The organism is Mucilaginibacter sp. (genome assembly GCF_028288225.1).
Lineage (GTDB): Bacteria > Bacteroidota > Bacteroidia > Sphingobacteriales > Sphingobacteriaceae > Mucilaginibacter.
This window is the reverse complement of record NZ_JAQBOC010000017.1, coordinates 52,436-75,536: the sequence shown is the minus strand read 5'-3', so window position 1 is coordinate 75,536 and position 23,101 is coordinate 52,436. Positions and strand designations below refer to the sequence as shown.

Sequence of the window (23,101 nt, the reverse complement as noted above, 5' to 3'; positions counted from 1 at the left end):
AAGCAAAGCAGTCAGTTAACTTTGCCAAATTATAAAAGGAGTAAACCATTTGGCAAAAGACGCTACGAAGGAAACGCCGCTAATGCAGCAGTACAACCAGATAAAGATCAAGTACCCTGGTGCCTTGCTGCTTTTTCGTGTTGGCGATTTTTATGAAACATTTGGTGAAGATGCGATTAAGGCAGCAGGAATTTTAGGCATTGTGCTTACAAGGCGTGCAAATGGAGCTGCCACGCATATCGAGTTGGCAGGCTTTCCTCATCATTCGCTGGATACTTATCTGCCAAAATTGGTGCGCGCTGGTCAGCGGGTGGCCATTTGCGATCAGCTGGAAGACCCAAAGACCACTAAAACTATTGTAAAGCGCGGAGTTACCGAATTAGTTACACCCGGTGTGGCTATTAATGATAACATCCTGCATCAAAAAAGTAATAATTACCTGGCATCACTGTATTTTGAAAAGAATAGCATTGGTATAGCCCTAATTGATATTTCAACCGGCGAGTTTTTAACAGCACAAGGCAGCAGCGAGTATATTGATAAACTGCTGCAAAGTTTTTCTCCATCAGAGATCATATACCCCAAAAGCCGCCAGAAGGATTTTAAAGATAATTATGGCGACCGCTTTTATACTTACACGCTTGATGAATGGCCTTACAGCGGCGATTATGCAAACGAGGTATTGCTGAAACATTTTGGCGTAAAGTCATTAAAGGGTTTTGGGGTTGATAAACTGAACTTGGGAATAGTTGCCGCAGGCGTAGCGCTGCACTATCTTAACGAAACCGAACATCGTAACCTGCAGCATATTTCGGCTATCAGCAGAATAGAAGAAGACCGCTACCTGTGGCTTGATCGTTACAGTGTGCGCAACCTTGAACTGGTGGGCTCGGCCAATGAAAATGCATTGACGCTTGTTGATGTGCTCGATCATACTTGCTCGCCAATGGGGGCACGTCTGTTACGGCGCTGGATAGTAATGCCGTTAAAAGAGCTTAAGCCAATTAATGACCGCCTGGGCGTTGTGGAATACCTGATTGAGCAGGAAGAACTGCGGGAAAACCTTAAACAAAACATCCGCCTGATAGGTGACCTGGAAAGGTTAATATCAAAAATAGGCCTGCAAAAGGCTAACCCGCGCGAGGTTTGCCAGTTAAAAAAGGCTCTTATTGCCATTAATACGATAAAGAAAATTGGAGAAACATCTGTAAGCCTGCCATTACAGGCCATAGCTGCACAGTTGAATCCATGTACGCTTATCTGCGAAAAGATAGAAAAAGAGTTAAGTGCCGAGCCGCCTGTAATGCTTGTTAAAGGCAGCGTAATGAATGATGGTATTAACGAAGAGCTTGACCACTTGCGTAAAATAGCATTCGGCGGTAAAGGCTATTTACTGGAGATCCAAAAACGCGAGGCTGAGCTAACGGGAATTCCGTCGCTTAAAGTATCGTTTAACAATGTATTTGGTTATTACCTGGAGGTTACCCATAGTCACCGGGATAAAGTACCTGCCGAGTGGATCCGTAAGCAAACATTGGTAAATGCAGAGCGTTACATCACCCCTGAACTAAAAGAATATGAAGAGCAGATCTTGGGTGCCGAAGAAAAGATCCTGGCACTTGAAACGCGATTATATAACGATTTGCTGTATTCACTTGCTGAATATATTAAACCTATCCAGTTAAATGCACAGCTGGTAGCCCGTTTGGATGTGCTGCTGAACTTTGCTACTATATCTATAAAAAATTACTATGTAAAGCCCGAGATAAACGACAGCCGGGTTATTGATATTAAAGGTGGCCGCCATCCGGTGATAGAGAAAAACCTTCCTTTGGGTGAAGAGTATATCACCAATGATGTTTTTCTTGATTCAGAAACACAACAGATCATAATTATTACCGGGCCGAACATGGCAGGTAAATCGGCCCTGTTAAGGCAAACTGGGTTGATAGTGCTAATGGCGCAGATGGGCTGTTTTGTGCCGGCTAAGGCTGCCTCAATAGGTTTGGTGGATAAGATTTTTACCAGGGTTGGCGCATCAGATAATCTTTCATCGGGCGAATCAACCTTTATGGTGGAGATGAACGAAACTGCAAGCATCCTCAATAATCTTTCGGACAGAAGCCTGATATTATTAGATGAGATAGGCCGTGGTACTTCAACCTACGACGGGATCTCCATTGCCTGGTCAATCGCCGAGTTTTTACATAATCAGCCGCTTGCAAGGGCTAAAACATTGTTTGCTACCCATTACCATGAGTTGAACGAGCTGAGCAACACTTTTAACCGCATTAAAAACTTTAATGTATCGGTAAAAGAGGTTGGGCACCAAATCATATTTTTACGTAAGCTGGTTCCTGGCGGCAGCGAGCATAGCTTCGGGATCCATGTGGCTAAACTTGCTGGAATGCCGCAAAAAGTACTTTCCCGTGCCAACGAGATACTAAAGAAGCTGGAAAACGAACGGACAGGAGGGGAGCACATAAAAGAAAGTATCCGCAAAGTGCAAAAACAGGCAGTACAAATGCAGATGTTCAGCATAGATGACCCTGTGCTGGTAAAGATCCGTGATACCCTTAATAACCTTGATGTAAATACGCTTACCCCGGTTGAAGCACTTATGAAGCTCGATGAGATCCAAAGGGTGATAAAGGGCTAGAGGCTTTCGGAATTTTTCAGTTTTTGTTTGATTTTTTAAAGGCCTTCAAGAGGGGCTTCGCCGTTCGGACGTTCGATTTCGGATTTTGACCGGGATTAAAAGATTTTAAGGATTAGGTGATGGATATCCTACAGTAATCGTTTAAATCTGTTAATCCCGGTCCGTCTTTCGGACTTTACTGACTTTTCCGACTTTCGGACTATTCCAGATGTTAATATGTTAAAAACATCCGTAAATAGTTAGGTTGCCATTGCTCTTATCTTTGCGGGCATGAACAAAATACATTACCTGTATTGTTTACTGGCTTTTACAATTATATTGTCTTCATGCCACAGTCGGCGCGCTGCAATGAAAGGCCAGCCGGGGGAGGTTGTAAAACCGCAGGCTGATATTGCTGATAAATATTCTGCCATTTTGGGCGTTAACAGAAGCGATATTCAAAACGGCCGTTTGTATGCCTTTATTGAAAATTGGATGGGAACGCCTTATAAGTTTGGCGGCGAAGACAAGGATGGTGTGGATTGTTCAGGACTATCTCAGTTATTGGAACAGCAGGTTTATGGTATCAATATCCCACGCTCAACCAGTCAGCAAATAAATATTATTAAACGTAAATACGAAGAAGAGCTTATTGAGGGAGATCTGTTGTTTTTCGATTATGATGGCAAAAAATTCAGTCATGTTGCTGTATATCTCCAAAACGGCTACTATGTACATGCAAGCTCATCAAAGGGGGTGATTATCACAAAATTACATGATCCTTATACCTATAAATATTTCTCAAGGTGCGGCTCAATAATAACTGATACTGCCTATTTGCAACCTAACCAGGGCGGCAGTAAATAAATATTAATCATTTGCAGCCAGTTCTTTGCGGCCTTTTTTGTTTGATCTTCTTTTCTTGATGGCATCAAAAAAGCCTGAAAATTGCCGGGCTGTTATGTTCTTCTGGATAGTATTTTTTGTTAAGCATTGCCGTGGTAAAGCCATATATAGCCAGCGGGATCATTGAGCTGAAACTCCTTTTTTTATCTCCTTTTCATCATTTTTATTCATTGCACATAAATTAAAACATAATTGATAATTTTGCACCATTATGTCAGCACCCAAAGAAAACTATTCTTTCTGGACAAAATACAAACGCTACGCAGGTAATGAGCTTTTACTGTATATTATTATGATTGTGGGAATTGTACTCGGAATTATAATTTTCAGTTAGTTTTTATCAGTACTACATTATACTCATCAGCATCAACTACCGCCTGGAAAAAATCAAGTACGTCCTGGTACACATCCTTATCATACGTGCCCTCAACTAATTGAAACTTGCGTTTGTAAATTAGTTTATCGCCCTTTAGTTCCATATTCGCAGAAAAATTTCCAAAAGGCTTATCAAGCTTTTCGTTTAAAACTTTTTTTTCCAAACGATAGCCGGCAGGTATGGTATAGATAACATCGTCCTCCTCGGTATAACCGCGGGTTATATAAATGCTGTTTAACCGGTTACGCACCTGTTTTGGTACATAAGTTTCCCGGTTGGCAGGGTTAAGCAAAAAATAAAACTTGCCGTTATCAAACGTAGCGTAATCTCTTGCGTTCAGCTTTATGGTTTCCGTGGTAACCGGATCAAAGCTCTTGTCCTGTTTAATATCAAGGTTATCAATATCCATATTGTTTATCGGATATTTTTTTTGAATCATTTTATATTGTTCAGTACGTGACTCTTTTAATAAATCATCCCGGTTTTCGTATTCAACCCCCTTAAAAGTTGTTGTCATTGTTCCTGATAATTCGCCGGTGTTAGTAATTGTAAAATTAGCTTTGCGGCTCTCCAAATTGACAGGTGCCGGATATTTAGGCGTATGCATCAGCTTGCCGCCTTCGGGTGTTAGCGCAAGTACAGTGCGGTTATCCGTGAAATCGCCAAGATAACCAAAAGGTATGGTCTGGCTGGTGCAGTCGGCCCAGGTAGTATCATTTTTAAAAGGTACACATAAAATAATATGATCTGCCTGGCTCATGCTGGCAAAATCACTGAGCAGGCTCACATTATGGTTGCGGCCCGATTTAACAATACAATAGTAGGATTCTATATTAACTGCTTTGAGTAATGCCTGTGTATAATTGACAAGCGCCTTGCAATCCCCATAATTTTGCTGATCAACTTCTGATGCTAAAAAGGGCTGAAAGCCGCCTATTCCAACCTGTACACTTATATAATGCGTTTTGGCCTGCATATACTCATATATTTTTTTTGCCTTTAACTTAGGGTCGTTAATGTCTTTGGTAATTTCCTTAACATGTTCAATGGTTTGATAGGGCAAGTCCTGCCGGTTAACCATTAATTTGTCGCTTATCCATTTTCCCAATTCTTTCCAGTTGTTATAAGAACCTTTTAAGCCATAATACTCAAATTTTTCGGGCGCTATTTGTACACCGCTGGCGTAGTTTTTAACATAAGGGCTAAAAGGTTCATATTTAATTGCCTTTAAATTACTTATCTGCCACGAATACGTTTTTAACCCCTGCGCGTTCCTGCCAATGGTTGCCCTGGTCTGTAAATTGCTTTCTTTAAACTTTATGTTAAAATCAGGACTGCATATAAAATTAAAGGAGCTTTTTTCAACTGCAATGCCTATATCTCCGTTTGGGATCCATGGGGCAAAATTTAAGGTTTGCTTTGATTTTTCTTCATATTCATAAGCTATCGTATAAGGGTATTCAGTGACTGAAGGAAGATAGTGCTCGGCTCGCATGCCCTCGAATAAACTACTGCTGCTGCCAATGTTTACATCTTCAAACTTGTTTTCGCCAAACTTGTCTATCTGTTTTCCAAATCCATTATATACAACGCCTTTTACACTTTTAATTACATCATTTTTATCATGATAGATGACAATATGCGCATCATCGTCACCATTTTTATTTAACACAGTAATGGCTTTTTTTACGTGGTACACAACATTATCCAAATCCTTAACTTCAATGGTCACCTCTTCATTCCGAATCACTGAACTGGCATAGGGTAAAAGGTCTTTCGAGATAAGGCTGGCATCGTAATTTTGCTGGGCCTTTGCCCCAACCGATAATACAGCTAAGCAGCAAACAATTATAAATCCTCTCATTATTTCTTTTTAAAAACCATTTCGGTTTTTTGCGACTGTATAATTTTATTATAAAACTCTTTGATATAGGGATATTCTTCGGCCCCGTACACCGATTTAGTAAATTGGGTGAAGTAAGTAAAACTAAAGGAGTTATCACCAGGCTCGTAGCTGCTTATATATTTGCCGCCACTATTAGGCATTGCTACAGCCATAGCCGGTGGGGGAGTGTCAACCATATAATCTGCAGGCAAATGCACGGTTATTACATAACGGTCTTCTGATGCCATCCCCATATCAATTGGATACGAACGCTCGTTTAATTTAAATGGGTTAGTTGTTATCTTATTTATGTAATACGGACTGAACGTTACCCGGTTACTTTCACCAAGCTTATCATAAACTTTAATTTCAACATCATATATTTCGGCAACAGGCATATCCAGGCTGTCGAGGTACCTTATTTCCGATTTTAGTATTTTCCATTTTGGCAGCTTACTGTTGAGGTTCTCAACATATTCATCAATGCTGTTGAACTTTTTAATGGCTGCCCTTCTTTTATAGGCCTCGTAGCCTGTTGAATAATTTGTTAAGGTGCCCTTTAATTTACCATCATTCTGTAACGTAACATCAAGCAGGTAGCTGCTTTTTTCGCGTTGCGGCAGGCTCATATCCATAAAGTAGGATGGTTTATCAAGGCTGAAAACCCGGCCCTTGTCGTTTAAGCATTTAAAAGGTAGCACGCCGAAAGGAAGTAGTGGGTCGGTTGCATCGAGCAAATAAACCTGGTCGCCGATATTAACTTTTGCGACCAAATAATTAAAATCGTTTATTACAGGGTATAAGGTATTCAGCGCGCCGTTATCACGGGTAGACAGCAGAACTGTTTCCGCATTTAAACCGGCTGAACTTAAAGCCGTAACCAACGAGAGGTTGATATCAGCTACATCGCCGCTATGTTTATCTATTGATTTGCTGATATTGTCGCTGTAAATTGACCAAAAACCATCCCATTTAAACCATTTTTGCCAGTACTGGTAAATTGCCTTTGCCTTTGCCAAATCATCAGCTTTACCGGCTATTATTGGCGTAATTTTATCTTTTAATAAACTTTTTCTTTTTAACTGTCCGCCAAATGATGCATTGGTTTTAAGCGCATAATCAATATCTTTCCACTCCTTTGTTTCTTTGTGTTTTAGGCCATCATAAGGGCTTTGGAAATCGACCAGCTCAAAATTTATAATTGATAAAAAGTTTTTTGGCGAAGTCATATAGTCATCTTCCTTAAATGCAGGAATATCGGCCATTCCATAATTAATTAATGAACAATCAGCTTTTGCTCCGTGTGTTTCAAAGCATTGCGACTCAACAGATGAAGTGTTTTTAGTTAGTTTTAAAAAACCTTTTATTGATGCATTAAAATTGAAGAAACCAGGGATATGTACTTCATATTCTGAATAAACTTTGGGGATATCATCCTGGAACTCCCACGAACGGAGTTTGTACCAGCGGAACGATTCGACGCGATATTTATATTCAATTATACACCCATTACGCAAGCCAGGCATTGCAAATTTATAATTTGCCCAATACTGGTTTTCTTTTACAGGATAAACCTTTTTATCTTCGAGATCAATTTTTTGGGTAAAGCCGTTATCATCTTTATAATAGGTAACTCCCTTTATATTTGACACGTCTTCGTAAGCATCGGTTTTATCGTTTCTGTATAAAAGTATTTTTACCGTTCCTTTTTCAAAGGCTTTGGCATCGAATATTTTTATTTTAACGTGGTACTCATAGATCTGTTTAATGTTATCATCGCTGCCGATATTAATGCTCGATTTGCCAAATTCCTGTAACACAACAGCGTGTACTGATGTGTCTTTGGCATAACTTTTCATGTTCATTTCTTCGGTGGTAACAGTTCCATAAGAGAAATCCTGAGCTGATACCTGCATCGCAATAAAAAATGAGAAAAAGAGGATAAGTAAAGGTTTTTTCATGCGCTTTAGTTTAGTTTAATTAGGCGGCTACAAAATAAACCTTTTATCTTTAAAATTAATTAAATTAAAAAATTTATAGTTCTGATTCTTTTTAGGACTTTTGCGACCTTTGCTAACAGGCTTGCAAACTGAAATAAAAGTTCTCCTATAAAAGGTAAGGACTATTACGTACATTTCGAGTAGAATAAAAATATAGCTTTAAAATGAAATTAAACTTAAAACGGCCCCTGGCTTTTTTCGACATTGAATCAACAGGAACAAATCTGGGTGTTGATCGTATTGTTGAATTATCTGTTATCAAACTACATCCTGATGGCAGCGAAGAGGTGAAAACCTGGCGGGTAAATCCCGGCATGCCAATTCCGTTGGAATCATCGCTGGTACATGGTATTTATGATGAGCATATAAAAGATGAACCTCTTTTTAAAGAAATAGCTCTGATGATAGCCGAGTTTATTGGTATAAGTGATCTTGCCGGCTATAACTCCAACAAGTTTGATATTCCAATGCTGATGGAGGAATTTTTAAGGGCCAATGTTTTATTTGATCTGGATAACCGCCATTTTGTAGATGTGCAGAATATATTTCACCAGATGGAGCAGCGTACATTAAAGGCGGCATACCAGTTTTATTGTGATAAACAGATAATAAATGCTCACTCGGCCGAAGCTGACACACGCGCTACCATGGAAGTTTTACTTGCTCAGATAGCCAAATATGAAAATATAGAATGGGAAGATAAAAAAGGGAACCGGTCAATACCTGTTGTAAATGATATTGAAGCATTGCATCATTTTACTAACCTTAATAAACCTGTTGATTTTGCCGGACGCATGGTTTACAACGAAAATGGCGAAGAGACCTTTAATTTTGGAAAACATAAAGGCAAAACAGTTGAAGACGTACTGAAAATTGAGCCCAGCTACTATTCATGGATGATGCAGGGGGATTTTCCATTATATACAAAACGTAAGTTAGAAGAGATCTATACCCGCTGGAATGCAAAAAAATCTGCTGAACGTTATGCTAAACAACAACTGCAGCAGCAGGTAAACCAAAAATCACAAGAAGCTCCGGCAGAAGCTCAGCCTGTGGAAAATCAGGTGAAAAGGGAGTTCCATAAACCTGATCACTTAAAAACGAGCAACTATCCACGGCCTGAAAATAAACCTTTTAAAAAGAAGGATGACGGCCCGGCACTACCTGTAAATGATGATATGCTGAAGCTGCTTGCTGATAAGTTTAAGAAGGGGTGAGGTTAGAGAGCAGGTCAGTCCGAAAGTCAGTAAAGTCCGGAAGTCCGAAAGAGGGATTTCCGGACTTTGTATTTTACGTAAATTCCCCCTAATCTCTGATTAACCGGTCTCTAATTAACTATTCCCCAAAAACGATATATTTCTTTTAAGCCCGCTAAACTTTGTTCTTTTTACTGCGGAGTTTTTAAATACTTTTTGAAACACATCTTCGGTTATTTCATCCCAATCCTGCTTGTTTAAATTAAGCAGATCAGCATGCGGGATAAAAGCGGGTTCAGTATTAAGTACAGAAAATTTGTTCCATGGGCACACATCCTGGCAAACGTCGCAGCCGAACATCCAATTATCCATTTTATTTTTAAACTCCTGCGGGATCTCGTTTTTAAGCTCAATGGTTAAATAGGAGATACAGCGGCTTCCATCAACAACATAGGGGGCAACAATAGCTTCAGTAGGGCAGGCATCAATACAACGGGTGCAGGTTCCGCAATGGTCGGCAGTGGGGGTAATATCATATTCAAGGTCAATATCCACAATTAACTCTGCCAAAAAAAAGAACGAGCCGGTTTTTTGATTGATGAGATTTGTGTTTTTTCCTATCCAGCCCAACCCAGCTTTTTTCGCCCAGGCTTTATCAAGTACCGGTGCAGAGTCGACAAAAGCCCGACCGCCAACTTTCCCTATTTTATCATTTATAAATTCAAGTAGCTGCTTTAATTTTTCCTTTATAACATTATGATAATCAGAGCCGTAAGCATACTTTGATATCTTAGGACTTAAAGGATCGGAATGCACCTGATCTGTATAGTAATTTAAACCTAATGAGATTACAGACCTGGCCCCGTCAACCAGTAAACGCGGATCAAGACGCTTATCAAAATGGTTTTCCATGTATTGCATTTCGCCATGCATGTCTTTTCTTAACCATGTTTCGAGTCTTGGTGCTTCTTCCTCCAAAAAATCAGCTTTGGAAATACCGCAAAACAAAAAGCCCAGGTTTTTGGCCTCAGTTTTAATAAGATGACTGTATGCTGCCCGGCTTTGCTTCATTAATTGCAAAGATAGTATAAAATGAAATTTAACCATCCGGTTTGATATAGTACACATTAACTATTGTGATAGATAGTTTATAATGGCAATGTTTTTATAGTGTGGCTTAATTATTGTGAGTTTATAGAGAAGTTTTACAACACCAATGTTAATATATGCTTCAGTTGATCAATAATATGCCCTCTCATATAGCAGGTTTACATGCGTTTGCTGCGGTTACTGAAACAGAATATGAAAACGCGCTTATCCCGATAATTGATGATCTGCTTAAAAGGAACAGTAAGATCAATTTTGTGTTGGTGCTTGAAACAGATATAAAGAATTTTGCAAGCGGAGCATGGTGCGGCAATATAAAAATCGGGTTCAAATATTTTTTTAAATGGGGAAGGGTAGCTCTCGTAACAGATCAAAAAGGTGCAATGGGCTATAGCGATCTTTTTAAATATATAATCCCCGGTAAGTTCCGGTTCTTTCCATTAGATCAGCTTGACAAAGCAATAAGGTGGGTGATTGTAAAATAAGCTTGATTTTTAAACAATAAAAACACACCGTTTAGGTCTGTGTTGTTATAAAAAAACTAAAGTTATGTTACGATATATCAAAGATCTGCCATCTCATGTAATAGGAATCCATGCGGTTGGCGAAGTTAGTAAAGATGATTATGAAAAAGTATTCATTCCCCATTTGGATGAGCTTGTTGAGCGCCAGGGTGAAATCAATTATTTACTAATACTTGAAACTGATATCGGGAATTTTACGGCAGGGGCCTGGTGGGATGATTTTAAACTGGGCTTAAAACATTTTACACAATGGAATAAAATTGCCGTTGTAACTGACCAGAAAGCTGTAGAATGGTTTAGCGATGCGTTCCGTCTGTTTATTCCCGGTAAATCAAGAGGTTATCCATTGGCCGAATTGGATGCTGCAATTAAATGGGTAAGTGAAAAAGATGGGGATGACAAAGATCATTCAAAAAAAACAACTGCTGTACCTACAGATAATGATGAGCTTGAACCTGCCACGGAGAACTCATCAAACAAAGGGCAAGGCCCTTCGGGCGAGAACCTGTAAAACAGAGTCCCCGTTTGCAAGGCAAACAGGGACTTAAACTTTTTTAATTCCCCTTTTAGGGGGTAGGGGGCTTAAAAGCTATGCCTTACGCTGCTGCTGAATGTTTTTGTTGTCCAATAGCCACTGTCTAATATCCGGCGAACGGTCAATAACGGATCATTCTCATCACGTTTATCAGCCAACTGGAAGGCCAGTTTAAAATGATACTTTTTTAATTCAGGTAAAACAGGTTTTTTCCATACGCCGAAAGGAAAAGCGAAATAATTTATTTTTTTGCCGGTAATTTCTTCCAGTTTTTTGGTTGGCTTGTCAATTTGTACTATCCAATCATCTTTTTTAGGATTGGCATCGTGTTTATATTTATCTACGCGGTGGTGGTCCCAGGTATGGCTGCCTATTATATTTCCTTCGTCAGATAATTGTTTAACTTGCTCCTTGCTCATGTAATGAGGCCTTCCTAGTGAAACCGTCATGATAAAATAAACAGCTTTAAACCCGTATTTTTTCAATGTCGGGCGCGCCACTTCAAACTGGTCAAGGTCGGTATCGTCAAATGTTAACATAACCGGTTTGCTTGGAAGTGCAGTACCTTTGGTAAGGTAATCATACAACTGATCGGGCAATATGGAATGGTATCCGCTATCTGCCAGCATTTTAATATGATCCTTAAAAGATTGAACAGGAATAATATAATCCTTTGCATTTTTTGAATCTTTTGGTCGCCAGTCCCGAATTTGGTGGTAGCAAATAACCGGAACTTGTTTACGGGCCATTATGGCTGCATTATTACCTTGCGCAGAAGCCGCCAAGCTTAAAAAGCACAGGCTCGCCGCAGTTAGAAGTTGTTTTATCATATATAGATTCTCGAGGTATTAAAATATCAATAACTGCGGCAAAAGTAATATTTTTTTCTTCTGGTTAATTGTTTATGTTGGATTAAGTTGGATTGGTTAGATTGAGTTGATTGAGTTGATTTGGTTAAAAAAAACAATGGTAACAAACCAAATCAACTCAATCCAACTTAGTCACCCCAATCACCCTATTCAAGTTATAACACTATCCGCTTCCCCTCCTTAATTGATCTTTTGGCGGCATCCAGAATCTCCATCACTATCATATTGTATTTTAATGAGGTACGGTCATCATCACCTTTAATCTTCTTTTGCAAAAAGGCGTTAAAATACGTAACCGGATCATCATTTGGTTCAGTTAACGGTTTTAAGTCTATTACGCTTTTTTTATTTTCACGCATCCGCATGCTCAGGTTTTTCATATCTGTTGCATGCAAATAGCCTTTTTCGCCAAAAACTTCAAGATCTTTGATGCTAAACGGCCACGCCCATGATCCTTCGATTAATCCGGTAGCTGTAGGATATTCAACTGTTATGGTGGCATCATCTTCAACTTTAGGATAAACATTTGGCTTGTAATGTTTTGCAACTGCATATACTGCAATTGGCCTTTGGCCATGCATCAGCCACGTCATTAAATCAGCGCCATAACAGCCAAAATCGTTAAGGGCGCCTGCTCCGTTTAAAACAGGATCGGTAAGCCAGGCTAAAAACTCCTCACTGCAGCCAATCTCACGCGGGCCCTGGTGCCCATCGTGCGCTACCATTTTACGAATGGCACCAATGCTGTCTTTATTTACAATATCATAAATGCCCTGGAAAGACGGATACCATGTAGTTTCGTAATTAGTCAGCACGGTTATATGATATTTATTTGCAAGTGTTTCAATCCGTTTAGCCTGTATCAAAGTAGCAGCCAAAGGCTTTTCTACCATTACCGGGATGCCCAATGGAGCACATACCTCAACCACATCAACATGGTTGCCAACGGCATTATAACCTAATACAATAGCTGGTTTGCATTTGGCTATCATAGTTTTAAGGTCAGTAAAAAATAAAGTATCGGGGATATGGAACTGTTTGCCGTATTTCTCCCACAAATGTTTATTGGGTTCGGCTATGCCGACAATATTTACCCTGCCTTTCCTGTAATCATTCAAAATATTGTAAATATGATCGTGATTTAAACCAGCTACGCCAACCCTGAATTTACTTTGTGCATTTGCATTGGTTATACAAACAAACAGTACAGCAATCAGCACAATTATTTTCAGACTATAATTTTTCAGACTTTTCATACACAGATTATTTTTGATTGGATAAAGAATAAGGAACATCACTCGCTTTAGTACCACGCAGCTTATTTGGCTTTGATGACATGTTATAATTTATTACGGCCCCCTGGTTTAACGTTGTATGGCTTAACCAGGTCAGGTCATAAGGCTTGCCATTCAAATTCATGCTATTGATGTATAAATTATCATCGCTGTTGTTTGGCGCGTTTATTATTACTTTTTTACCGTTTTCAAGGTTTAAGGTTAGTTTTTTAAACAGCGGGGCGCCTAGCACATACTGATCAACAGCAGGGCATACGGGATAAAAACCCATAGCCGAAAATACATACCATGCCGATGTTTGTCCGTTATCTTCATCACCACAATAACCGTCAGGAGTTGCCTTGTAAAGCTTATTCATTACGTCGCGCACATGGTATTGGGTTTTCCATGGTTCACCGGCATAATTGTATAAATAAAGCATGTGCTGTATGGGTTGGTTGCCATGTGCATATTGCCCCATGTTTACAATCTGCATCTCGCGGATCTCATGGATCACCTCGCCATAATAGCTATCATCAAAAATAGGAGGGAGTATAAATACGGAATCAAGCTTGGCAATAAATTGCTTTTTGCCACCCATCAGGTTTATTAAACCCTGTATATCATGAAAAACACTCCAGCTGTAATGCCAGCTATTGCCTTCTGTAAATGCATCGCCCCATTTAAAAGGACTAAAAGGGGTTTCAAATGATCCATCTTTGTTTTTACCGCGCATTAAACCGGTAGAAGGATCAAACAGGTTCTTATAGTTCATGCTGCGTTTTTTAAAGATCTCAATTTCAGAAGCAGGCTTGTTTAACGCTTTACCCAGTTGATAAATAGAGAAATCGTCATAAGCATATTCAAGTGTACGGGCAGCGTTCTCATCTATTTTAACATCGTAAGGAACATAACCCAATTTATTATAATATTCAACACCTGTACGACCTGTTCCGGCAGGGCCTGCGTTATTGGCGCCATGCACCAAAGCGTCATACAAAGTATTGATATCATAACCTTTGCCTCCTTTTAAATAAGCATCAGCCACAACAGAAGCTGAGTTATTGCCGATCATAACGTTTGAATAGCCGGGACTTGACCACTCAGGCAGCCAGCCACCTTCTTTATAATCATTAACAAGCCCCTGCTGCATCTCTTTATTTATAGAAGGATAAACAAGATTCAGGAACGGGTACAGCGCCCTGAAGGTGTCCCAAAAGCCTGTACCTGCAAACATATAGCCCGGCATTGTTTTGCCGGTGTAAGGGCTGTAGTGTATTACCTGGTTATTGGCATCAAGCTCATATAATTTATTGGGGAAAAACAGCATGCGGTAAAGGCATGAATAAAAAGTACGGGTTTGATCCACAGTGCCGCCTTCAACAGTTAACCGGTTTAATGTTTTGTTCCAAACATCTTTTGCTTTTTGCTCGGTAACGTTAAAACTGTCGCTGCCCTGTTCTCTTTTTAGGCTGATCTCGGCCTGCTCAATGCTTACAAATGAAGATGATACCCTTAAGTGTACTTTTTCACCATGCTTTGTTTTAAAGCCGATAACTGCCATAACATGTTTTGCATGCAGCGATAATGAATCAGTTAAAGTACTGTCGCTATAAGTTTGGGCAATGGTAATCGGCTTGTCTACATAAATAACAAAATAGTTTTTAAAATTTTTTAACGGACCGCGTGCATATTTGGTTGAGTATCCAATAATCTTATTTTCGCCAGGAATAACTTTAATGTATGAACCCTTGTCGAAAGCATCGATCACTACATATGAGCTATCATTTTTTGGATAAGTAAATTGAAATTGTGCTGTGCGTTCTGTAGGTGTAACTTCTGCAAATACATCATGATCAGCAAGGTAAACACTGTAATAGTAGGGTTTAGACGTTTCTGCCTTGTGCGAAAACCAACTGGCACGACCATTTTGCGATACTTTTAAGTGCCCGGTTACCGGCATTATTGCAAATTGCCCATAATCATTCATCCAGGGTGATGGCTGGTGGGTTTGCTTAAAGCCATTTATTTTATGAGCGTCGTAGGTGTATTGCCAGCCATCGCCCATTTTACCGGTTTGTGGTGTCCAAAAGTTCATACCCCAGGGTAAGGCTATAGCAGGGTAGGTATTTCCGTTAGAAAGATCATATTTAGAGTCTGTACCCATTAATGGGTTAATATAATCTACAAGTGAGGTTTTGTTACCTGGTTGTGCTAATGTTAATAGTGGGAAGAGAAGCGCTAAAACAACAAATAGTTTTTTCATTAAAGTGTTTAATAAATAATATATGCCGTAAATATAAAAGACCGGTTGGATAACCGGCCTTTTATATTAAAATTTTTACCAACCTGTGTTTTGAGTGAGCTTTTTATTGGTGTCCATTTCCCGCTGCGGAACCGGCCATAAAAGGTATTGTTCTTTCATTGTAACTCCCTGCTCGTTCGGGGTGCTTAATGCATCGGCAAATGTATTATGAATTACGTCATATACCATATGGGTGCGCTGGATATCAAAGTAAGCTTTATTCTCATAAGCCAGTTCATGATACCGTTCTTTCCAGATAGCCTGGCGAAACGCATCTTTTGATAATGCTCCCAACGGAGCAAGTTTAGCACGGGCTCTAATCGCATTTACCTGGGCAAGCGCATCAGCAGTTGGGCCACTTACTTCATTAGTGGCTTCTGCATATATAAGCATAGCTTCAGGTAAACGTAAAAAGGTCCAGTTTTCATCACAGATCCCGTTGCCTAAAGCGCTTTCCACATGGAAGAATTTATAAAGACAGTGCTCGCCAAAAACTACCGTTTTACTCGCATCGCCAAATTGCGGATAGCTTGAAAAATAAAACTGGCGCTCCTGGGTACGCAGATCACCTGTTTCATAGCTGGCAAAAAACTGGTTAGTAGGTATCATTGCGCCTAAATGGTCTCCATAAGCGCCTACAGGTAAGTTAAATGGAACAGTTAGCTGCGTAATAGCATTTGTAGCGACACCAACCAGGTATTGCCCCTGGAAAATAAGTTCTCCCTGGTTTTTATGAGCATTATCGTGCAGATATGCATAATTATCAAATAGGGTATAAGCAGGAGTAGAAAGTACCTTTTTGGCTTCGGCAGCAGCCAGCGCATAATTGGCTTTGTTTTGCATAGGATAACCTGCAGTTGTGAGATAAACGCTTGCCAGTAAAGTTCTAACTGCACCAAGTGATACACGACCTGTTTGATCTGTTTCCGGCATGCCCGACGCTTCTGCGGCTTGCAGATCGCTTATGATCTGATCATACACCTTTTTGTAATCTGTACGCTCCGGATAAAGATCGGGACTATCAAGTGTTATGGAATGCACAAGCAGCGGAACATTGCCGTATAACCTAACCAAATGATAATAAAAAAAGGCTCTTAAAAAGTAAACTTCGCCTAATAACTTCTTTTTAGTGGCGTCATCCATGCCAATTGGAGGAATTTGTTCAAGCGCCAGGTTTGCATTGGCAATAGCGTTATAGCTATTTTGCCAAACATCCTCAAAACCGGGGTTAACAGGATCTGTACGCTGGTGTATTACATTGCCATTGTTAACACTTTGACCTAATGATGTTGCATGGCCGGCAAATAATTCAATAGTTATAAACGGAGCTTCACCATAAGCATCGCCGTTTTGAAAAAGGTGAAGCTGTGTATAAATACCATTAACAAAGGTTTGCGCCTGCGATGCAGTTTTAAAATAGCTGGTTTTTACAAAGTTGCTATTATCCTTTTCGTCCAGGTATTTTTTACAACTGCTTATTGTAAACGTAAGGACCAGTAACATAAACCAGATCCTGTATTTTTTTATATTAAATTTCATGATGTTTCTACTTTAATATTTAATTAAAAACTAGCATTTAACCCAAGCAGAAATGTTCTTGGTTTTGGATAATCATAAAACAGTATTCCCTGTGTAAAGTTACTTGAGGTATTGTAAGTTGATGTTTCAGGATCATAACCGGTATATTTGGTTATCAGGAATAAATTTTGCGCCTGTGCATAGACCCTCAAACGGCTCATCTTTATTTTTGAAACAATTGAAGTTGGGAAATTATAACCAAGGGTTACTGTTTTACCACGGATAAATGAGCCATTTTCAACCTTTGTTGAATAGATCTCAGTTTGGTAGCGCACAAAAGCAGGCCTGTCTTCAGCTATATCTGTGTTTTGATTAGTGGGTGTCCATGCATTAAGTACGGTAGCGTAACTGTTAGCCTGCCCGGTCCTGTCCTGCCCTGAGTGTCTTGTTAAGTTCATTACCTGGTTACCATAATTAAACTGGAGCTCAACAGCAAAATCAAAGGCTTTATAACGGAATGTGTTTAAAAATGTACCATAGCCATTAGGTATCGATTTACCTAACACGGTCTTATCATCGGCGGTAACTTTACCATCGCCGTTTTTATCCCATATCTTCAAATCTCCGGGTAAAAGCCCATATTTAGCAGCTTCAGTAGCTTCTGCGGTTCCCCATGTCCCTAATACTTTGTAACCCCAAAACGTACCGGCAGACAGTCCTACACGCATTAGGTTAAATTGTGAGAGAAAAGTAGGGTCAAGGAAGATGTCATCGTTACTTTCGCCCAGGTTTAATATTTTATTCTTTAAGAAGGAGATATTAAAACTACTGTTCCAGCTAAAGTTTTCCGCTTTTACGTTAACTGTATTTATTGTAAGCTCTATACCTTTGTTTTCAATGCTGCCAATGTTTTTATAAACACTGGTAAAACCGCTTGTTTCGGGTAAAGGAGCGTTAAGCAATAAGGCTTTTGTCTTTTTTAAATAAGCATCAGCTTCTACGTTAATCCGGTTATTAAATAAGCCGAAAGAAACACCAAAATCATATTCGGAGGTTTTTTCCCATTGCAGGTTATCATTTCCAATGCTGGTTAAACTGGTGCCGATAGATTGAGCACCGCCAAATGGATAATTGTTTGTGTTGATATTAGCCAGCGAGCGGTATTCACCAATTTCGGAGTTTCCTGTCAGGCCATAGCTCAGCCTTAGCTTTAGATCAGATATGGTTTTGTTATCCTTTAAAAAATCCTCCTGCGATACCCTCCATGCCACAGCTGCAGAAGGGAAAAATCCATATTTGGTTTTTGAACCAAAACGGGATGAACCATCATCGCGGCCTGTTACCGTTAACAAGTATTTATCTTTATAACTGTAGTTTAACCTGCCAAAAAACGATTGCATTTGCCATGCATCATAATTTGACGTTGGGATGCCGGGTATTGAACCTGCACCAAGGTTGTAATACTGGTAGTAATTATCAGAAAGACCCTGGGTTGAACCATATGAGCTTAACTGCTGGAAATTTTGGCGCTCAACACCTAACACAACATTTATAGAATGTACATTGTTGAATTTTTTGTTGTAAGTAATATGATTTTCCCACTGCCAAAAAGTATTATTCCACTGGTTTATAGAGGCTGAACTATAAGTTTGATTAGCTGTTGAACCACCAACCAGGCCAGATTGTGAATGGGGTTCGGTATTGCTTGATGTTGTTACACCAATGGTTGTACGAAAATCAAGACCTGGAAAAAAATTTATATTGAGATATCCATTGCCGCTAAAAACACGATTATAATGTAATGAAATAATTTCATTTGCCTGGGCCACAGGGTTATCACCGCCCTCCATATTAGGATAGTCGGTTCTTTTGCCATAACTTCCATCAGGGTACTTTATAGGGATAATTGATGGCATTTCAACAAGCATCCGCGGAATATTATTACCGCCTGTGCCATCATCCTGGGTACGGGTTACCCGGTTATCATAATTTAATGTGGCTCCAACTTTTAACCAGGGTTTTACCTGGTTATCAAACGTTAAACGAACATTATAACGTTTTTGATAGCTGTTGATAATAATCCCTTCATCATCTCCATAGTTTAAAAACAGACCGTAATTCATGGTTTCATTTCCATCTGTGAATGATACATTATGGTTTTGACTGAAAGCGTGACGTGTTGTTGCATCCTGCCAGTCCACGTTATAAAGCGGGTTTAAATTTGAGTCGAATAACTTGCCAATCAGATTTGTACGGATAAGCGTTGGATCGTCACTGGCATAATTGCCTGCTGCCCAGCCCTCCGGATCATATTTTTTTATGTTCGCGTATGACTGATCTTCAACAGCCAAAAATTGCTTTGCATTAAGCACTTTCAATTTTCTGGCTAAAACGCCAACGCTTCCATAGGCATCATAGCTTACTGTGCCGCCATTTTTTTTGCTGCCTCTTTTGGTAGTTATCAATATTACGCCATTTGCACCACGTGTACCATAAATAGCCGTTGATGAAGCATCTTTCAATACATCAACCGAGGCTACGTCATTAGGGTTAATAGAAGCTCCGCCTTCTGTCCAAACTACCCCATCAACAACGTACAGGGGATCAGTGCTTGAATTTATCGAACTGTAACCACGGATCCGGATCTTTGTGCCACCACCCGGAGCACCTGAATTGGTTGAAACGTTAACGCCGGCAATTTTACCGGCAAGTTCTTGTTCAAGGTTTTGTGCAGGGCGTTCCTGTAATTGTTTTTCATTTATACTTCCTACCGAGCCGGTAAGGTCAACTCTTTTTGAGGTTCCGTAACCTACAACCACAACCTCGCTTAACGCTTTTTGGCTTTCAGTTAACTTTACATCAATAGTTTCGCGGTTGTTAATGGGTACTTCCAGCGTATTATAACCAACAAAGGTGAATACAAGTGTTGCGCTACCATCTACACTATTTAAAACATATTTACCATTAACGTCAGTTACTGTGCCAATGGTTGTGCCTTTTACCTTTACATTAACACCCGGCAGCGGTCCCTTTGCATCACTTACCGTTCCCTGCACTTTTTGAGCCACAATTGACTCTGCTTTTGGATCATCTTTAGCTTTTACAACAATGGTTTGCTGGAAAATTTTATATGTTAAAGGTTGATTTTTAAAACACATGTCAAGTGCTTCTTCAACGGTAACATTGTTAACGTTAATATTTACTTTTGATGTTTTAGCTACAGCGTCTTCGTCATAAAAATAACTATAACCGCTTTGCTTTTTAATCAGTTTCAATATCTTCTCCACAGATATGTTATTCTCATGGATATTAATATTCTGACTATAAGTTTTGGCGCTTACATTCAAAAGAGCTGTAAAAATTAAAACAGCAGTTAGCTTCATAGCTAATAAAATTTTGAATAGATGGTATCTTTTAAAAGGCACCACCATAAAATTAAATTTCATAGTTTTGTTGTGTTTGGGTTAAAAACTTATATTTCAATTTCGCGATTGTGGATAGAGGTAACCCAGATATTGGCCCGGGTAAGCGCTCCAACGCTTCCCGGACTTTTTTTATCTGATATTTTTTATGTACTCCATAAAAAAAACACCTCAAATTTCAGGGGGATCTAAGTATTAAGTTTCTCATTGAATTTATTTTTATGGTTAATAATTGATTGATTCACGCATAGGCATAGCATTCCTTCAACGGTAATGCCATTTTTTTTGCCTGGCTGGTTAACCCGGCAATATTGTTTTTCAATAGTTTATAGGTGCGGTATTAAGAAGTAACTATTATAGTTTTACCTTCTATTTTAAAATTTATACCGGTATATTTTAATATTTTCAATAATTCAGACAGGTTTACATTGCGCGATATGCTTCCTGTAAAACGCCGCCGCGGCAGCTCACCTTCATATTTTATATCTACATCATACCATCGGGCAGCTTCACGCATTATTAATGGTATTTCGGCTTTTTCAAACTGAAAATTACCGTTTGTCCAGGCAAGTACATCATCCGTGTCAACATTGGTTATATTGATTTTACCTGGTTTATTGTATAAAATGCTCGATTGTTGCTCGGGCTTTAGAATAGCTGTTTGGAAATCAGCCGATACTTTTACGCTTCCCTCAATAAGGGTGGTTTTAATTGCATTTTCGTCTGAGTAAGCATTAATGTTAAAGTGGGTTCCTAATACTTCAACTGTTTGTTTGCCGGCTACAACCCTAAATGGCAGATGTTTGTTTTTGGCAATCTCAAAATACACCTCGCCGGTTATAGTAACTCTTCTTTCTGTTTTTGAGAAGGTGGTAGGAAATGTGATGGATGAGGCTGAATTAAGCCATACTTTACTGCCATCGCTCAATACTATCTGGAACTGGCCACCTTTGGGAATGGTAACGGTATTATATATAGATGATGAGTCTTTTGCTTTATTCTGCGGGGCTTCATAGATGATCCGGCCGTCTTTATCTTTTTTTAATATAGTTTTACCCTGGCTGGCTAAAACCCCGTTTTTAACATCATTCAAATTTATTTTTGTGCCATTAGAAAGCGTTAGAATAGCTTTATTACCTCCAGGGCTTGCATCATTTTTTAATTGAGGTTTTTGACGGGCAAGAGCGGGGTGCTTAACCGGCGAATGAGTATGCTCGTAGTAGCAAGTAAAGCCCCCGGCAAATAGCAATAGCCCTGCTGCCACCCGCAGCCAGGTTGGTATTATTATTTTAAACCGTTTATCGTTTTTTTTAATATCCCGGTTTATTTTATCTAAGATCCGTTCCCTTAATACTTCTTCGCTTTCTGCAAATGCTGACGGAATATTAACAGGCCTATCCTGATCGGCATTATACCACGCCGCAAACTCTGCCTGTTCAACAGAGGTTATGGTATTGTCCAGCCATTTTTTTGCTAATTCCAGGTAGCGGTCTTCCATTCAGCGGGTGTGTTTAATAGTAAGTCCGCCGGGTGATAGAAATCCCTTAGTGTAATGTGAAATATTTTTAATATTGTGAATAAGCAAAGTTGACGTTACATTTTTGTGTCAGGTTGATGTGACAAATAAAAAGTTGGCGTAAATTAGTTTTAGTGGCACTTGCAGCAATATTGGTGCCCGCTGCATCACCGGTCAACACATTTGTTAAAAGGAAACTATCTGCAAAACAGTTGGTACCAGTTAAAAAAACGAAGTTACAGGACTAAAAGTCTTTTGGCCGGTATTTCGACTGCGGCTTTGGTCATGGCATAGACCGCCAAACTTTAGATCTATGGAATTTATTCAAATCATCCATGAAATAGTCAGGAAATTGCCCAATAGGGGCTACACATAGGTGATGATGCCCGTTTACGGGGACTTACCTAATTTAACAATTCAGAATTTTGTAGAGAATTTTCTAATAGGTTAAAAATCTCTTTTTCTTGTTCCGAATCTTTTTCTTCTGATAAAACAGTATAGCTGAGAACGGCTATTGTTTTTTCGTCGCCATCGTAATTTATCAATTTCCATGTCACAAGAGTAATATTGTTACCATCTTCGAGAGACTCCCTATAAGCGGGCTTGGTTAAAAGATATCCTTTTGAAGTAGTGACATATGGTTGATTAACGGTTAGATCTTTTATATTTTCTTCAGGGGTCTTTCCTTCAGGAGGAGTTACCTTAATAACATTAAGACGCAAGGTGCTTTGAGATTTTGGATCAAAACAAGCTTCCTGATCCCCTTCCTCAAATTCATATTTCCAATTTAAAGGAAGAGAAATGAGTAAATTTTTATGTTGATGATTAATAGAAGGTATTTGTTTTTTCTTGAATAAATTAAACATAATTAAATTATAACTTAAAGGCCTAAAGGTATGAGTTTGCTGTAATGATTTTGTCCGAGTTTAGTTAATTCTTAGTAACGGTATAAATACCAGTTTCGGCTTATCGTCGGTGTCATTAACGCACCATTAAATACGCGCAATTAATTTCAATTCTGTTTTTTCAC

The 23,101-nt window shown here is 39.3% G+C and carries 16 protein-coding genes; 5 read left to right on the top strand and 11 right to left on the bottom strand.

Features of this window, described 5'->3' with window-relative positions:
- Positions 1 to 49: 49 nt before the first annotated feature.
- Both mutS and JWQ54_RS04695 read left to right on the top strand, forming a co-directional pair.
- Positions 50 to 2,659: a DNA mismatch repair protein MutS gene (mutS, locus tag JWQ54_RS04700; RefSeq protein WP_299580972.1), complete on the top strand. Its 2,610-nt coding sequence runs from the start codon at positions 50 to 52 to the stop codon at positions 2,657 to 2,659.
- 270 nt (positions 2,660 to 2,929) lie between these two features.
- Positions 2,930 to 3,505 carry a C40 family peptidase gene (locus tag JWQ54_RS04695; RefSeq protein ID WP_299580969.1) on the top strand — a complete coding sequence of 192 codons (576 nt, stop codon included), beginning with the start codon at positions 2,930 to 2,932 and terminating at the stop codon, positions 3,503 to 3,505.
- 3 nt (positions 3,506 to 3,508) lie between these two features.
- On the opposite strand, the gene JWQ54_RS04690 is transcribed toward JWQ54_RS04695, so the two are convergent.
- The 3 genes from JWQ54_RS04690 to JWQ54_RS04680 form a co-directional block, all read right to left on the bottom strand.
- Complete coding sequence (locus JWQ54_RS04690; protein WP_299580966.1) at positions 3,509 to 3,649, bottom strand: hypothetical protein; 141 nt, start codon at positions 3,647 to 3,649, stop codon at positions 3,509 to 3,511.
- 221 nt (positions 3,650 to 3,870) lie between these two features.
- Positions 3,871 to 5,784 (bottom strand): DUF3857 domain-containing protein, encoded by a 1,914-nt coding sequence (locus JWQ54_RS04685; RefSeq protein ID WP_299580963.1) that lies wholly within the window; start codon positions 5,782 to 5,784, stop codon positions 3,871 to 3,873.
- Positions 5,784 to 7,766: a DUF3857 domain-containing protein gene (locus JWQ54_RS04680; protein ID WP_299580960.1), complete on the bottom strand. Its 1,983-nt coding sequence runs from the start codon at positions 7,764 to 7,766 to the stop codon at positions 5,784 to 5,786. The genes JWQ54_RS04685 and JWQ54_RS04680 overlap by 1 nt, the downstream gene beginning before the upstream one ends.
- A gap of 203 nt (positions 7,767 to 7,969) precedes the next feature.
- On the opposite strand from JWQ54_RS04680, the gene JWQ54_RS04675 reads away from it, so the two are divergent.
- Positions 7,970 to 9,022, top strand: coding sequence for a 3'-5' exonuclease (locus JWQ54_RS04675; RefSeq protein WP_299580957.1), 1,053 nt, complete (start codon positions 7,970 to 7,972; stop codon positions 9,020 to 9,022).
- 114 nt (positions 9,023 to 9,136) lie between these two features.
- On the opposite strand, the gene queG is transcribed toward JWQ54_RS04675, so the two are convergent.
- Entirely contained in the window at positions 9,137 to 10,072 is a 936-nt protein-coding gene (gene queG, locus JWQ54_RS04670; protein ID WP_299581397.1) for a tRNA epoxyqueuosine(34) reductase QueG, read from the bottom strand.
- Positions 10,073 to 10,248: 176 nt separating this feature from the next.
- On the opposite strand from queG, the gene JWQ54_RS04665 reads away from it, so the two are divergent.
- Entirely contained in the window at positions 10,249 to 10,593 is a 345-nt protein-coding gene (locus JWQ54_RS04665) for an STAS/SEC14 domain-containing protein (protein WP_299580954.1), read from the top strand.
- A 64-nt stretch (positions 10,594 to 10,657) separates the two neighbouring features.
- Entirely contained in the window at positions 10,658 to 11,143 is a 486-nt protein-coding gene (locus JWQ54_RS04660; protein WP_299580951.1) for an STAS/SEC14 domain-containing protein, read from the top strand.
- A 71-nt stretch (positions 11,144 to 11,214) separates the two neighbouring features.
- Here JWQ54_RS04660 and JWQ54_RS04655 read toward each other — a convergent pair whose 3' ends face one another.
- From JWQ54_RS04655 to JWQ54_RS04625, 7 genes are all read right to left on the bottom strand, one after another.
- Positions 11,215 to 11,997 (bottom strand): polysaccharide deacetylase family protein, encoded by a 783-nt coding sequence (locus JWQ54_RS04655; protein WP_299580948.1) that lies wholly within the window; start codon positions 11,995 to 11,997, stop codon positions 11,215 to 11,217.
- Positions 11,998 to 12,191: 194 nt separating this feature from the next.
- The gene (locus JWQ54_RS04650) at positions 12,192 to 13,292 is read right to left on the bottom strand and encodes a Gfo/Idh/MocA family oxidoreductase (protein ID WP_299580945.1); all 1,101 of its coding nucleotides are present in this window, start codon (positions 13,290 to 13,292) and stop codon (positions 12,192 to 12,194) included.
- A 7-nt stretch (positions 13,293 to 13,299) separates the two neighbouring features.
- A complete protein-coding gene (locus tag JWQ54_RS04645) occupies positions 13,300 to 15,576 on the bottom strand; it encodes a GH92 family glycosyl hydrolase (protein WP_299580942.1) in 2,277 nt (758 codons plus the stop codon).
- 75 nt (positions 15,577 to 15,651) lie between these two features.
- A complete protein-coding gene (locus tag JWQ54_RS04640) occupies positions 15,652 to 17,154 on the bottom strand; it encodes a RagB/SusD family nutrient uptake outer membrane protein (protein ID WP_299580939.1) in 1,503 nt (500 codons plus the stop codon).
- Between the two features lie 23 nt (positions 17,155 to 17,177).
- The gene (locus JWQ54_RS04635; protein ID WP_299580936.1) at positions 17,178 to 20,579 is read right to left on the bottom strand and encodes a TonB-dependent receptor; all 3,402 of its coding nucleotides are present in this window, start codon (positions 20,577 to 20,579) and stop codon (positions 17,178 to 17,180) included.
- A 316-nt stretch (positions 20,580 to 20,895) separates the two neighbouring features.
- Positions 20,896 to 22,053: a FecR family protein gene (locus JWQ54_RS04630; protein WP_299580933.1), complete on the bottom strand. Its 1,158-nt coding sequence runs from the start codon at positions 22,051 to 22,053 to the stop codon at positions 20,896 to 20,898.
- 422 nt (positions 22,054 to 22,475) lie between these two features.
- Complete coding sequence (locus tag JWQ54_RS04625) at positions 22,476 to 22,937, bottom strand: hypothetical protein (protein WP_299580930.1); 462 nt, start codon at positions 22,935 to 22,937, stop codon at positions 22,476 to 22,478.
- Between the last annotated feature and the right edge of the window lie 164 nt (positions 22,938 to 23,101).

Coding starts and splice junctions, on each gene's coding strand:
- JWQ54_RS04695 (WP_299580969.1), top strand. CDS start 2,930: ATGAACAAAATACATTACCTGTATTGTTTACTGGCTTTTACAATTATA.
- JWQ54_RS04690 (WP_299580966.1), bottom strand. CDS start 3,649: ATGGCTTTACCACGGCAATGCTTAACAAAAAATACTATCCAGAAGAAC.
- JWQ54_RS04685 (WP_299580963.1), bottom strand. CDS start 5,784: ATGAGAGGATTTATAATTGTTTGCTGCTTAGCTGTATTATCGGTTGGG.
- JWQ54_RS04680 (WP_299580960.1), bottom strand. CDS start 7,766: ATGAAAAAACCTTTACTTATCCTCTTTTTCTCATTTTTTATTGCGATG.
- JWQ54_RS04675 (WP_299580957.1), top strand. CDS start 7,970: ATGAAATTAAACTTAAAACGGCCCCTGGCTTTTTTCGACATTGAATCA.
- queG (WP_299581397.1), bottom strand. CDS start 10,072: ATGAAGCAAAGCCGGGCAGCATACAGTCATCTTATTAAAACTGAGGCC.
- JWQ54_RS04665 (WP_299580954.1), top strand. CDS start 10,249: ATGCCCTCTCATATAGCAGGTTTACATGCGTTTGCTGCGGTTACTGAA.
- JWQ54_RS04660 (WP_299580951.1), top strand. CDS start 10,658: ATGTTACGATATATCAAAGATCTGCCATCTCATGTAATAGGAATCCAT.
- JWQ54_RS04655 (WP_299580948.1), bottom strand. CDS start 11,997: ATGATAAAACAACTTCTAACTGCGGCGAGCCTGTGCTTTTTAAGCTTG.
- JWQ54_RS04650 (WP_299580945.1), bottom strand. CDS start 13,292: ATGAAAAGTCTGAAAAATTATAGTCTGAAAATAATTGTGCTGATTGCT.
- JWQ54_RS04645 (WP_299580942.1), bottom strand. CDS start 15,576: ATGAAAAAACTATTTGTTGTTTTAGCGCTTCTCTTCCCACTATTAACA.
- JWQ54_RS04640 (WP_299580939.1), bottom strand. CDS start 17,154: ATGAAATTTAATATAAAAAAATACAGGATCTGGTTTATGTTACTGGTC.
- JWQ54_RS04635 (WP_299580936.1), bottom strand. CDS start 20,579: ATGAAATTTAATTTTATGGTGGTGCCTTTTAAAAGATACCATCTATTC.
- JWQ54_RS04630 (WP_299580933.1), bottom strand. CDS start 22,053: ATGGAAGACCGCTACCTGGAATTAGCAAAAAAATGGCTGGACAATACC.
- JWQ54_RS04625 (WP_299580930.1), bottom strand. CDS start 22,937: ATGTTTAATTTATTCAAGAAAAAACAAATACCTTCTATTAATCATCAA.